The sequence below is a fragment of the Brevibacterium sp. SIMBA_078 genome (genome assembly GCF_046534565.1).
Taxonomy (GTDB): Bacteria; Actinomycetota; Actinomycetes; order Actinomycetales; family Brevibacteriaceae; genus Brevibacterium.
In genome coordinates this window covers 714,081-727,466 of sequence record NZ_JAWRYQ010000001.1, presented here as the reverse complement: position 1 = coordinate 727,466, position 13,386 = coordinate 714,081, and the positions used below count along the sequence as shown (strand labels likewise).

Below are 13,386 nucleotides of genomic sequence, written 5' to 3'. Positions count from 1 at the left end.
GGAAGCACTGCATCGCCGGCTCTCACCGACGATGCCCGGCAGCCACATCGACGGGGCCGGAACTGTCGAGCATGGGAGATCACGATGACTGTGTCAGAACATCCGAATCCACTCACCAGGGGGAGTGCTGTGGCCGTGGCTTCGCCACCTTCAGCGACAACTGGTGCGGCGTGGCCGGCACGGTTGACTACGCGGATCTGGAAGGGCAAGACCAGGTTCCAGCTCGTCCTCGATCTCGTCGCTTGGACGGGGGCCGGCCTGCTCGCTTCGACGGTCATGGGTCCAGGAGTCGTCAGCGGAGTCGAACTCGGTTCCGCCCTTGGGGCGGCAGCGGTTCTGCAAGTGCTGCTCGGTCTGCTCACCGGTCTCTATCGCAGTCGCTATCACTACGGAAGTTTCGCCGAATACGGTGGTATCGCCGTCATCGCCCTGATCATTGCGTGTGGACTGATGGCTGTCACCTTGGGGGATTCGCCATTCGTTCTGCTCACTGTCTTCTCCGCAGTCATCTTCATGACCGGCAGCCGTTACCTCATCCGCTGGTCCCATCAGTTGGCGACCCGTCCTCTCCAGGGTGAGCGAGTGCTCGTCGTCGGTGCTGGCGACGCGGCTGAATCCCTGATCCGCCAGATGCTCTCGAACCCCGACGGTGAGTATCTGCCCGTCGGACTCATCGATGATGATCCGCACAAGCGTCATCTGAGTATTCATGGGGTCCGTGTCCGTGGGACGAGTAAGGACATCGCCGAGGCGGCCGGATGGCTGAATGTCTCCGGTGTCATCGTCGCGATCGCGGATTCCGACGCGGAATTCCTGCAGAAATGCCGCGAGAGCCTGGAACCGACAGGGAAATGGCTGAGGACGATCCCGCCGCTGGCCGAGATGGTCAATCGCAAGGTCGAGATCGGCGATATCCGCGACATCAAGGTCGAAGACCTCATCGGCCGTGCCCCGGTGCACACCGATCTGGCGGAGATCGCCAAGCAGGTGGCTGGCAAACGGGTCCTCGTCACGGGAGCAGGTGGATCGATCGGCAGCGAACTCTGCCGACAGCTGTTCGCTCTCCACCCGGAGAGCCTCGTCATGCTCGATCGCGATGAGACGGCTCTGCACGGAGTCGAACTCACTCTCTACGGCTCGGCGCTGCTGATGTCGCCGAACACCGTGCTTGCAGACATCCGAGACCGGGCTGCACTTGATCATATCTTCGCCGAGGCGAAGCCGCAGATCGTGTTCCACGCAGCGGCGCTCAAACATCTGCCGATGCTGCAGCGGTTCCCCGAGGAGGCGTGGAAGACGAATGTCCACGGCACCCTCAACGTCCTCGAAGCAGCACGCGCGGTCGGAGTCGAAACCTTCGTCAACATCTCGACGGATAAGGCCGCCGCACCGACGAGCGAGCTCGGCCGGAGCAAACGGATCGCCGAAAGACTCGTCAGCGGATTCGCGGCGAAGTCGCCCGGCACCTACCTCTCGGTTCGCTTCGGCAATGTTCTGGGCTCCCGCGGATCTGTGCTCCTGTCGTTCCAGGAACAGATCCGACAGGGTGGTCCGATCACAGTCACTGACCCGGAGGTCCGACGGTTCTTCATGACGATTCCGGAGGCGTGTCAGTTGGTGCTGCAGGCGGCGACGATCGGCGAAGACGGTTACGTCATGGTTCTCGACATGGGTGAACCCGTGCGAATCGTCGACATCGCCCGGAGTCTGGTTGCGATGTCGAATCAGAATACCGAGATCGTCTATACCGGGCTGCGTGAAGGTGAGAAGCTCGACGAGGAGCTCTTCGGCGACTACGAAGGCACTGTCATTCGCATCCATGACAAGATCAGCCGCGTTGAGGCTCCGGTGCTCTCGCCCGTCGATCTGCCGGATTTCACGGCCGACCGCGGCATCATCGACGACTTCTGTGACCGCTCCTGCAGGCCCCAACCGGAAGTCGGCCGTCGAGACCCGGTCGGTGGGCCCGTCTATCTGCCGGAGCCGGTCAAGCTGGTGAAGGATGAGGTCAGGCAATGACGATTTCGGACGCGGTGCCGACGAAGCCTCAGACAGCTGCTCCGCCTCAGACTGTCCCGGCTGCCAAGCGGATTCTGCTGTCAGGTCCGGATGTCGGAGAACTCGAAGAAGAATACCTGCTCCGTGCTTTCCGCAGCGGATGGATCGCTCCCGTCGGCCCCGACCTCGACGCCTTTGAGAAGGAACTGGCAGACAAGGTCGGAGTCGCTTACGCGGTCGGACTTTCCTCGGGGACGGCCGCCCTCCATCTCGGGCTGCTGGGTCTGGGAGTGAAACCGGGAGACCGGGTGATCACGTCGACGATGACCTTCGCTGCGACGGCGAACGCCATCACCTATTGCGGGGCCGAACCGGTGTTCGTCGACTGTGTCGACGACGGGAACATGGATCCGATTCAGCTCCATCGGGCGCTGAAGGACTCGATCGTGGGCGGAACGAAGCCAGCGGCTGTCGTCCCGGTTGATCTTCTGGGTCGGCCTGCGGACTATGATCGGATCCTTCCGATCGCTGCCGAATTCGACGTTCCCGTCCTCGTTGATGCGGCGGAATCGCTGGGATCTCGCTTTCGCGACCGAGCCTGCGGCAGCCTCGGCCAAGCTGCGGTGGTGTCCTTCAACGGGAACAAGATCATGACGACCTCGGGTGGGGGTGCTCTACTGACGAATGATGAGCGCTTGGCTGAGTACGCCAGGTATCTGTCGACCCAGGCCAGAGAGCCTGTGGCGCACTACGAACACAGAGAGATCGGGTTCAACTACCGTCTGAGCAATCTGCTCGCCGCGGTCGGGCGGGCGCAGTTGGCACGACTCGATGGTCTGGTCGAACGGCGTCGGGAGATCCGCCGCCGTTATCGCGACTCGATCGTCGCGGTGACTGACGGGATCACTCTCTTCGGTGACGACAACGAACACCGTGACAACGCCTGGCTGTCGGCGATCCTCGTCGATCACAGTCGTACGGGCTTCAACGCCGGCGAGCTCGGTGCGTGGCTGGCCGAGCACGATATCGAGACCCGTCCGCTGTGGAACCCGATGCATCTGCAACCGGTCTTCGCAGGAGCACAGATGTACGGCGGTGAGGTCTCCGAAGGCATCTTCGCCTCCGGTCTCAACCTGCCGAGCGGATCAACGATGAGCGACGCCGATATCGAGCGAGTTATCGCGACCGTCGAAGTATTCCTCGACCGGCGAGCTCGTTGAGCCCCGCGATGTGTGTCGAAATGCCAAGCCAACAGTTCAGCGCCCACTTCTTGTGTAGACGGCATAGCGAGAGTGGATATCCGCACTCCATTTGCGGGCCTCCGCAGGGCAAGGATCGGAATGGGCCGGGCAGGAAATATCGAAGATAGCGTGAGTTCGAACTCGCCTCCGGGCTTCGATCAATGGGCGGGCAGTGCGGCGGCGTTCTGTGAGCCGCCGCAAGGGAATCGCGCGCTTCAGTTCGGATCTGTCGCACGGATTCCATGGTCAAGGAGGGTACAGGCATGGAGAACACCGGTCGGGTGGAATCTGCGGTCGCGTATATAAGTCGCAGGCGGACGGTCAAGAACTGATGTCGGAAGAATTCAATGTCCTCACGGTGTGTACGGGCAATCTCTGCCGGTCGCCCCTGGCAGAGCTCGCGCTTGCGCAGCGATTTGCCGAAGTCTGCGAGATCCGCGTTCATTCAGCCGGCACTCATGCGGCCTTGGGGCATCGGACGCCGGAAGAAGTGTGGGAGATCGCCGGGTTCATGGGGGTCATCGAAGGGCGGGCCGTACACGCTCGGCAAGTGGACGAAGATCTGCTCGGCGCTGCTGACCTCGTGCTTACGATGACACGCGATCAAAGGCGTGAGGTCGTCGAGCTCAACCCTCGCATCGTTCGCAGAACCTTCACAATCCGAGAGATTTCGAGTCTCGCGGCAGTCACCCGAGATGAGGACATTGTGACTGAAGGTGCAGTTCGGACAGCTGACCGCGCAACCCGCTTGCGTGCTGCAGTCGAAGCAGCTGGTCGGCGCCGGAGCAGGAGGCGGAACCTCACACTTCCGGCGCACGACGATGTCGTTGACCCCTACGGCTGCTCTCGGGACATCTATGCACTTTCGGCCCTCCAGCTCGCCCCTGCTGTCGAAGGGGTATCGGTTCTGTTTCAAAGAGCGCTGAACCTCGGCGAGGGGGAATGATGTTGAAAGGCAGACGACGGCCGGCGGCAATGAGTACGCGACGTGCGCACACTTCGGACGGACGGACCTCTTATGACAATGTGAAACGCATTGCCGATATCTGTTTCAGCGTGATCGGACTCATCTTGGCGTCCCCTGTGATCGCCGGAGTGGCCCTGGTTGTCCTGGCCGTCCACGGTCGACCGGTGCTTTTCCGGCAGTCTCGGCCAGGGCTGGGTGGCAAGGTCTTCGACATTCTGAAGTTCCGAACCATGGTGGAGCCCGACGGAGAGCGTGTGACTGACGGACAGCGCCTGACGCGACTCGGCCGGTTCCTACGCGCTTCGAGCCTCGACGAACTCCCTTCGCTGTGGAATGTCGTATGCGGTGATATGAGCTTTGTCGGTCCGCGACCATTGATTGTCGAATATCTCGATCTCTATACGCCTGAGCAGGCTCGACGGCATGAGGTTCGTCCGGGCATCACCGGATTGGCACAGGTCAGGGGTCGCAACGATCTTGAGTGGGCAGACCGTTTCCGCCTCGACGTGGAATACGTCGACGGCAGATGTCTGCGAATCGACATCTCCATCGTTCTGCAGACGGTGCGAACAGTCGTCGGTCGGCGGGGAATCAGCAAACACGGGCACGACACCATGCCTGTGTTCACTGGATGGGAGAACTCCAGTGATGTCAGCCAGTGACGGGCAGAGGGGCACGAAGATCGCCGCAGCAGTTTTGGTGGCAGCCCAGATCTTGGCGGCCGGTGGTGCAGTGGCAGTCAATCTGCTGGCCGCTGTCGTGTTGAGTCCGGCGGGGCGCGGAGACCTGGCTTTTGCACTGCAATTGGCATACTTTCTTTCCGTGTTCGCGGTCATGGGGCTCGAACGGCCCTTCATCGCTTCGCGTTCTGGAGGATTCGGCACCGAATATCGTGTCTTTGCACGCATGGTGACGCCTGGCACGCTCTGCGTTCTGCCCATCGCCTTCATCGCAGCAGCGCTGTCGCCGTTCAGCACCAGATGGATGTGGATGGGTGTGATTGCGATCGCCGCCTACGTTGCGCTCAATTCATTGGTGCATGCTCTGCGCGTCGCCTATGTGTGCAGCCGTGAGTGGAAATGGTTTGCCGTCAATGCGATCGTCACCCAGCTGATCATCGTCGTCGGAGCGGTATTGCTGGTGCTGATCGGTGTGAATGACCCGGTGGTGTGGATGTGGGCCTATGCGGCCTCCGCGGTACCGACAGCGATCCTCCTATTCGTCGCACCCCGCCCCTCGAAGCACTTGGAACCCACCCGAACCGAGAAGCGAGGACTTCGCCGGCGGGGCTGGGTGCTGCTCCCATCCGAATTCAGCAATTCCGCCATGCTTCGATCCGATCGACTGCTTCTGCCGATCTTGAGCAATTCAGCTGCGCTGGGCCTGTACGTCACAGTAGCCACTGTTCTCGAGATGGCCACCTGGCCGGTGCAGCAGTGGGTTGATGCCTCATTACGGAATTGGTCTCAGGGCTTCTCTTCCCATTCCTTCCCAGCGGTGCGAATAATCGCCCGAAGCGTTCTGCTGCTGGTGGCTTCTGCCGCGGTACTCGCAGCTGCAGCATACGCCATGATCGTCTTTGTTCTGCCGGACTCCTATGCGCCGGCGGCGGCCGCAATCATCCCATTGGCTGTATCCGCCGTCATCTTCGGAGTAACACGCGTCCAACAGGGCCTCCTCATCGCTGCGGACTCCCCGGGAACGGTGTCGGTCGTCGAAATCATCGGCACCGTGGCCTCGCTCATTGCATACATCACCCTGATACCGCACTACGGAATGTTCGGCGCGGCCTACGGGTCGATCATCGGATATGCCGTCTGCGCCGCTGCCGGAGCCTTCACGCTCGCGCGGGTGATCAGGCGCAAAGCAAGGCCGTCGTATGCAGATGGGCCGAGCGCTGACGTTGCCGATGGTGGCGTGGAATTGTCAGACACCGCACCGACGGCTGCACAGCCTGCAGGATCTGACATCGAGCTCATAGACCGATATCCGGACCGGACAAGGAAGTGAAGTCATGGACGTATTGATGATCGCCCATTACACAGCGACTGGATGGCTGCCGAACGATCGCTTCGACAGCTTGGCGAGCATTCTTGCTCGCCGCGGTGCAGAAGTCGAGCTGGTCACATCCTCGTTCCTGCACGCGTTCAAGACGCAACGCGACACTTCGGTGGAACGGAACCCGCTGTACTCGACCACCTATGTGCATGAACCGTCGTACCGGAGCAACGTCTCTGCCGGTCGTCTGCGCAGCCACCGAGCCCTCGGCAGGAACCTTGCTGAATACCTGCGGCGGCGGAAGGTCCCGGACATCATCTACTGTTCCATGCCTTCTCTCGAGGTGGCGCATGCCGCAGCCGAATTCGCGGCGAAGAACGATGTGAGATTCATCCTCGACGTGCAGGACCTATGGCCAGAGGCCTTTGAAATGGTCTTGCGACCACGCTGGATGGTGCGCCAGGCTCTGATCCCCATCCGTAGGCGTGCCGAGGCGATCTACCGAGCTGCGGATGCAGTGGTGACCGTCTCCGAAACCTATTCAGAACGAGTGAGTTCGGCACGCAGGGACGGCTCGACTGTCTCCACCGTGTACCTCGGGTCGGATCTGGCGAGATTCGACACCTATCCGGTTCTGCGTCCTCTCCGAACAGGAATCGCGGAGCTCGCATATATCGGAACTCTGGGACACAGCTACGACCTGCCTTCGGTGTTCGGGGCTCTGCGCGAACTGAGAAAGGAAGGCATCCGCATGCGCCTGCACGTCATGGGTACGGGTCCCTTCGAAGATCGCTGGCGTGATGAAGCAGGGGATCTGGATGAGGACGTGGTGTTCTACGGCAAGCTCGAATACCCGGAGATGGTTTCGCGTCTGCGCGGGTGCGATATCGCCATCAATCCCATTGTTGCGAACTCGGCGGCCAGCATCATCAACAAAGTCTGCGATTATGCAGCCGCAGGACTCCCTGTCGTCAACTCTCAGCAGTGCGCCGAGTACCAAGATCTCCTCACCGAGTATGGAGCGGGTATCAATTGCGAATCGACTCCGGCCGCATTCGCCGAGGCCCTGAAGAAGATGGCCGATGACCGTCGACTGGCAGAACGCGGCCGAGGATCCAGACGAATGGCCGAAGACCATTTCGACCGGTCAAAGACGTACGAACGCCTCGGAGGGGTGGTCCTCGATGCGCATTGATCGTGGAGGCTCCCTGGGTGGTCATGTCCACCCTCAGGGGCAGCGCCGCGCACTTCTTTCTCACACCTCTCAGTCAACTGAACACTGCCGCGTAGGAAGTGAACGATCATGATTGTTCAGCACTATCTGACGATCCTCCGCGAACGGTGGGTCTACGCACTGTCGACCGCCTTCGTCGTGATAGCTGCGGTAGCCGGGATCACGGCGCTGCAGCCCCCTGTGTACGAGTCGTCCGCAAACGTCTTCGTCCGTACCGATCCCGGCAATTCGGTCACCGACCGCTCGGCCGCGGCTGATTACGCTCGGCAGCAGATCGACACCTATGCGGATCTTGTTAGCACTCCTATCGTGCTTGATCCCGCCATCAGATCCCTCGACTTGGATGCCGACGCCGGACAGATCTCTGACAGGGTCTCAGCAGAAGTGCCCGAAGACACCCTCCTCATCTCGATCACCGCAAGAGCAGACGGTTCCGAAGCGTCGGCGAAACTTGCGAATGCGGTGGCTGAAAGCCTGCAAGAGCAGGTCGCAGATCTCGAGATCACCAGCGGAAAGGCGACAGTCCAACTGACGGTCGTCACTCCGGCGACGGCGCCGAAAGCGCCGTCCTCGCCGAACCTCACACAGAACTTCGTGCTCGGATTGATCGCCGCGATACTCGCAGGGATGTTGGCTGCCGTGCTCAGAGATCGACTGGACAACAAGGTGCGGAAAGCAGATCACATTGAGCAGCTGACCGACGCCGCGGTGATCGGGACGGTCCCGCTGATCACTGCAGGAGAGAACCACGTCTTCGTTTCAGAGCACGGATCGCAGAACGTTCAGGCTGAACCGTACAGGGAGCTGCGGTCGAATCTCCGCTTCCTTGAGCCGCGGGGCAGGAGCCGCTCTCTGCTCGTGACTTCTTCTGTGAAAGGCGAAGGAAAATCGGTGACCTCCATCAACCTCGCTTCCGCCCTCGCCCGCGGCGGGGACCGCGTGCTTCTTGTCGATGCTGACCTACGCGATCCCTCTGTGCACCGGTATCTCGGAATAGAAGGGGGCGCAGGCCTGTCGACAGTGCTGATCGGGGATACCGAGTTGAAAGACGTCGTCCAACCTATGGAACTCGTCAACCTCGCCGTTCTTGCGAGCGGGCCGATACCCCCGAACCCGGCTGAACTGCTGGACAGCGAGCAGATGACAGTCTTCCTCGAAGAAGCCACCAAGCAGTACGACGCCGTTGTCCTGGACTCTGCGCCAGTGCTTGCTGCGACAGACGCAATAGCGATGGCTACTCGAGTGTCTGGAACCGTCTTCGTCGCTCGAAACGGGGTTGTGCGTCGAACGCAGATCACTCAGGCGCTGCGAAAGATCCAACTTGTGCGGGCGCGCCTTTTCGGACTCGTGCTCAATGGGGTACCCCGGACCACAGGCACAACATATTCGCAGAGTTATGGCAGCAGCTATGCCGCGCATTCAACTCGGAAAGATCCCGACACTTGGGCGCACCGTGCTGAGCCGGAGCCCGTCTATTCGAAGCAAGTGGCGGTCCGGCAGGCGGAGGCTCCTCCAGACTCCGACCGTGAGATCCCCCTCTCAGCTTCTGACAGCTCTCTGCGTCAGGCTTCAGGTCGTGGATCTGTCTTCCCCGGGGAATGGGCGATCAGCAATGATTGAGCTCGGGCAGGGTGAGTGACGTGCTGCCGCCTGTCCGCCCTCAGAGGGACTCGTCCGAGGCCCGGAGGAGTGCCCTCAAGGGCCCTGCTCATTCTCCGATCTTTGTGGCATCACTGACCGCAGTCTGTGTGCTGATCGTCGTCATTGCTCGCCTGTGGTTCTCCACGGATGTCGAAGCAGCCGCATACTCGAGCGGGGTCATCGCCGCAATTTCCTTTGCCCACGGCATGACGCTTTTCGTGTTACTCGGACGTGATCGGATCACTATGCCGGGACTGTTCATGGCATCGAGTGCAGCAATCGTCGGGGTCAGCGGATTGCTCGTCATCCCAGATCCGACTTTCATCGTCGGCTCCCACCCCGAGGTCTACCTCAATACGGCTTTGTTCGGCAGTACGCTGACTCAGATCGGGATCGGAATGCTCTGCCTGAGATCCGATTCAATAGGACGTCCTCATGAGGTGGTGCTGCCTGTCCGCTGCGTGCAGTGGGCCCTCGGCGCCGGAGTCGTTACGCTCGCGGCCACAGTTCTTCTGGGAGATCGGCTGGGGGTGCTGTCGGACGGATTCGGGTCATCGGCGATTCTGCTCATCTGCATTGCGATTCTGCTCAGCCCGCGCGGTCTGAGGAACCCTTGGAATACCGTGACCATCGCCGGAGCACTCCTGGTGTATCCGACCGCCATCATCTCGGGGACAGGCCGTTTGCGAGCCATAGCGCTCATCTTGGCTGCTGTCTACGTCTTCTTCCTCAGATACGGGCGTCAATGGCTGAAAGTGGTCGGAGTACTCCTCGCCCCGATGATTCTTGTGGTGTTGGGTGTATGGCGCAGGGAATACGAAGCCTCGTTGAGCGGCGAGCACGGGAACGATACGGGCCTCTCGTCGATGTTCGTCGGCATCGGCAACTTCGGGTCTCTGATACATGACTTCGACCTCGGAGGGCTCCCGACTCTCGGAGCATCGCTTCTGTCACCATTGCGGGCAGCGCTGCCCGATGGCTTCGCGCCCGACTGGATACCCGACGCTATCGGCTATCAACTCGCTGCTCTGACAGATCCGCAGCTGTATGGAACCGGGTTCTCCACGGTGGCAACCGTCTATGGCGATCTCTGGTGGAATTTCGGAGCGCTGGGCTTGGTGATCGGGGTTCCGCTTCTCGCCGTGATGCTTGATCGCATCGACTCATGGACGATCCGCAGCTACCGACGTGCTGTCCAGGGGCCACGCGACCTTCTGCTCTTGGTGTTCTTCGCAGCCCTATTGGGCGGAGTCGGGGACATCGTCTGGTCCGGATTCCACACATGGATAGTGCGAATGTACGCACGAATTGCAGCACTCGTCGTCCTCTGGCTGCTCACCTTCTACGTTCCACGCCGAATCATCCCGCAATTCGTCTCCTTCCAGCAGGGGGAGCCGGAGCGACGTGCTGACAAAGAAGACTCATTCGCCGACTCCCTCGACCACCGACGCCGGCGGACGGCCCAGTACGTGAAATTCTCAGCTGTCTCGGAACCGCAATGATTCTCGACATCGGCCCGACCTCGGCTGCACAGGGCAATGTGCAAGTGCGTCGGCGCTTGCTGCTGTTTTCGTTCCCAGCCAGTGCTGCCTGCTTCGATACAGTGATTCGAGTGCTCAGTGAGAAGTTCGAAATGCATTCGAGGGAGGACCTAGTATGAAGAATTCGAACGGGTTCAAGGTTGTCATTGCCTCTGCCGCCCACCGGGCACATTATGTGGAGTGGTTCAAAGCGGCCTTGAGATCCGAAGGAATCCACGGCGAAGTCATCGCGTTCGAGTACCGAGGCACGGCTCCGACCCTTTCTTTGGCAGACCGTGGCGTGGTGATGCCGGCATACAACTCTCCTGAGTATCGCGAAGAGGTATTGAACTGGGTTCGGCGAGAGTCACCTGCCCTCTTTGTCTCGGTGAATGACTACGAGCTTCAGGTATTGGCAGGCGGCCTGGCAGACGAGCTGCGTAGGTTCGGTTGCACAGTCGCAGCACTCGACGCCGATGCGCAGAACATCGTCCTCGACAAACACCTGATGGCTTCGAGGTTGCGCGATCGAGGACTTCCTACCCCCGCAACCTGGCTCGGCAGTGAGGCTGACACGGCGCAGGCGGCGAACTCGGGCGGGAGATTCATCGTCAAGCATCGTTTCGGAAGCGGATCAGATGGGCTTCGCACTGCCACGGGTGAGACTCTGCTGGAAATGGTCATCGAATCGGCGAAGACGGCAAGAGACGCCGGCGGACAACCGACAACTCGCGGCGAGGACGCCGTCATCATCCAGACCCTCTTGCCCGGAGCGGAGTTCGGCGTCGATGGAGTGTTCGCTCTCGATGGGACCGGTCGTCTGAATGGGGCACTTGCGCGGCGCAAAGACCGGATGAGAGGCGGAGACACCGATGTCGCCACAACAGTCGCAGCGAACGGCTTCACCTGGGCACTGGCCGAACTCGGAGACCTCCTCAAGCCTGTTGGGCCGATCGATGTCGACTTCAGAGAAGACGCCGAAGGCTCCCCGCAGATCATCGATATCAATCCGCGGTTCGGTGGAGGGTACCCGTTCTGCCACCTTGCAGGAGCGGATGTTCCCGCCTATCTGGTCCGTGAATTGGCGGGACTGGCCGATGCTCCATCACTGTTGGACTATGAGATCGGGATGACGACGGCGAGAAGAGACGAATTCTCCGTTCTCCGTCTATAGCGCCGTCCAACGGCCGACGTAAGTCGCCTTGGAGTGCCAGGACTTTGCCTGAGGTTCTGTCACGAACCAGCTGCGACCGCGGCGGGTACCGATGCCGTGGCATCGAGCCACGTATGTCCGCCCAGATAGTCGTCCACCGAGCCCCTCCGCCTCACCAATTTCAGAGAATCGTCGTCCCGGACGAAGACAGCTGGAGGGAATTCGATGAAGGAAGACTGGTAGGACATCGTGTAGGCACCGACCCGGTAGAAGACGATCCGGTCACCTTCCGATAGCCGCGGCGCGTCTCTCAGGACTGTTAGGCGATCGTCCTCCATACAGGTGAAGCCGCAGATCACCTGTTCGGGAATCGCTTCCTCGGAAGCGGCATCGATTCGCACATCGAACTCCCTCTGTCTCCGAAAGAGGGGATCGATATTGGTGCGACTGGCATCAGTGACAACGTACCGGTGATCTCCGACGTCTTTGACGTCGACTACTTGTGAATGGAATTCCACAGGCACCGCAATCAGCGAACCGCCCGGCTCGACGATCAATTGAGTTCGATCGATGTCGACCGCTCCCTCAAGTCCTCTGCGAATCGTCGACACATATTGGTCGAATGTCGGAGTCCCGGCAGGACTGCCGAAGAACCCGCCGCCGATATCGATCCATTCGAGATCGAGGTCGAACTCGGAGATGAGCTCGGCAGCGAGTTCTGCCGACGCCTTATAGACTCCCAAACTCTGTGTGAGCGAATTCCGGTGCATATGGAGACCAGCCACCCTCACCCCTGCGGCCGTCAGCATGGACATCGCCGCGCCGAGTTCACCATTCTCCGCATTGAACCCGAAACGGCTGTGCTGTCCCGACGTCGTGCTCTCCCCGGGACATCTGTCTTCAAGATTCCAATTGACTCGCAATCCCACCGAAAGCGTCTGCTCGGTCTGTTCCTTGGCAAATTCTGTGGCCCACCTGACCTCTCTCTTTGAATCCAGGTTGACGACTGACCCGTGGGCGAGAGCTTGGCGCAATCGCTGCCGACTCTTGACCGGGCCGTTGAACACGATGCGATCCGGGCGATATCCCACGGACAGTGCAAGTTGGTACTCGGCATCCGATACCACCTCTGCCCAGATGCCTTGCGTATTCATGAAAGACAGAAGCCATGGCAGCGCATTCGTTTTGAAAGAATATGACAGCACTGAATTCGGCCATTGATTCAGAAGTGCTTGGCGAAATCGATCGATGAATTCTTCGAGGACTGATGAGTCCAAGACAAAAGCCGGCGTTTGGGGCTCGTGCTGCCGGGTCCCGTGCTGCGCCACTTCAATCACTCTCTTCTGTGTTTCATGTCGTGTATTCAAGCAGTCTACGGAGAGCATCTGGGGTGCGGAGACATTCCGCTGTTTATTGCGGAGAACCGCACGCTGCAATCGAGGTGTCCGATGATAGAAATAGAATCAAGTCAGCGTAGACAGATCTGAATCTCTGTTTCGCAGTAATCGTCTGCGTCGTGATGTTTGAATTCTGTAATTCATGATTTCGGTCCAGGCGAAATCCATCTATACAGAATTCGCTTGATGTGATCGGTGAGCGTGCTGACTCGTGTTGTCTCATTCGCGTTTGAAACG

Annotated in this window: 10 protein-coding genes; 9 read left to right on the top strand and 1 reads right to left on the bottom strand. The window is 60.1% G+C overall.

Going from position 1 to position 13,386, the window contains the following annotated elements; all coding sequences use genetic code 11:
* Positions 1–135: 135 nt before the first annotated feature.
* From SB749_RS03240 to SB749_RS03200, 9 genes are all read left to right on the top strand, one after another.
* Complete coding sequence (locus SB749_RS03240) at positions 136–2,019, top strand: polysaccharide biosynthesis protein (protein WP_410709002.1); 1,884 nt, start codon at positions 136–138, stop codon at positions 2,017–2,019.
* Positions 2,016–3,218 carry a DegT/DnrJ/EryC1/StrS family aminotransferase gene (locus tag SB749_RS03235; RefSeq protein ID WP_410709001.1) on the top strand — a complete coding sequence of 401 codons (1,203 nt, stop codon included), beginning with the start codon at positions 2,016–2,018 and terminating at the stop codon, positions 3,216–3,218. The genes SB749_RS03240 and SB749_RS03235 overlap by 4 nt, the downstream gene beginning before the upstream one ends.
* Positions 3,219–3,570: 352 nt before the next feature.
* Positions 3,571–4,185 carry a low molecular weight phosphatase family protein gene (locus SB749_RS03230; protein WP_410709000.1) on the top strand — a complete coding sequence of 205 codons (615 nt, stop codon included), beginning with the start codon at positions 3,571–3,573 and terminating at the stop codon, positions 4,183–4,185.
* 80 nt (positions 4,186–4,265) lie between these two features.
* Positions 4,266–4,868, top strand: coding sequence for a sugar transferase (locus SB749_RS03225; protein WP_410708999.1), 603 nt, complete (start codon positions 4,266–4,268; stop codon positions 4,866–4,868).
* A complete protein-coding gene (locus SB749_RS03220) occupies positions 4,855–6,216 on the top strand; it encodes a lipopolysaccharide biosynthesis protein (RefSeq protein ID WP_173155508.1) in 1,362 nt (453 codons plus the stop codon). The genes SB749_RS03225 and SB749_RS03220 overlap by 14 nt, the downstream gene beginning before the upstream one ends.
* Positions 6,217–6,220: 4 nt before the next feature.
* Positions 6,221–7,399, top strand: a complete 1,179-nt coding sequence (locus SB749_RS03215; protein ID WP_410708998.1) for a glycosyltransferase family 4 protein — start codon at positions 6,221–6,223, stop codon at positions 7,397–7,399.
* A gap of 378 nt (positions 7,400–7,777) precedes the next feature.
* Positions 7,778–9,058 carry a polysaccharide biosynthesis tyrosine autokinase gene (locus SB749_RS03210; protein WP_410708997.1) on the top strand — a complete coding sequence of 427 codons (1,281 nt, stop codon included), beginning with the start codon at positions 7,778–7,780 and terminating at the stop codon, positions 9,056–9,058.
* Between the two features lie 104 nt (positions 9,059–9,162).
* Positions 9,163–10,581 (top strand): O-antigen polymerase, encoded by a 1,419-nt coding sequence (locus tag SB749_RS03205; RefSeq protein WP_410708996.1) that lies wholly within the window; start codon positions 9,163–9,165, stop codon positions 10,579–10,581.
* Between the two features lie 154 nt (positions 10,582–10,735).
* The gene (locus tag SB749_RS03200) at positions 10,736–11,773 is read left to right on the top strand and encodes an ATP-grasp domain-containing protein (protein ID WP_410708995.1); all 1,038 of its coding nucleotides are present in this window, start codon (positions 10,736–10,738) and stop codon (positions 11,771–11,773) included.
* Positions 11,774–11,832: 59 nt separating this feature from the next.
* On the opposite strand, the gene SB749_RS03195 is transcribed toward SB749_RS03200, so the two are convergent.
* Positions 11,833–13,089, bottom strand: a complete 1,257-nt coding sequence (locus tag SB749_RS03195; RefSeq protein WP_410708994.1) for a hypothetical protein — start codon at positions 13,087–13,089, stop codon at positions 11,833–11,835.
* Positions 13,090–13,386 lie beyond the last annotated feature (297 nt).

Excerpts from the sequence above, each read along its gene's own strand:
- SB749_RS03235 (WP_410709001.1), top strand. The coding sequence starts at position 2,016 with ATGACGATTTCGGACGCGGTGCCGACGAAGCCTCAGACAGCTGCTCCG.
- SB749_RS03230 (WP_410709000.1), top strand. The coding sequence starts at position 3,571 with ATGTCGGAAGAATTCAATGTCCTCACGGTGTGTACGGGCAATCTCTGC.
- SB749_RS03220 (WP_173155508.1), top strand. The coding sequence starts at position 4,855 with ATGTCAGCCAGTGACGGGCAGAGGGGCACGAAGATCGCCGCAGCAGTT.
- SB749_RS03215 (WP_410708998.1), top strand. The coding sequence starts at position 6,221 with ATGGACGTATTGATGATCGCCCATTACACAGCGACTGGATGGCTGCCG.
- SB749_RS03200 (WP_410708995.1), top strand. The coding sequence starts at position 10,736 with ATGAAGAATTCGAACGGGTTCAAGGTTGTCATTGCCTCTGCCGCCCAC.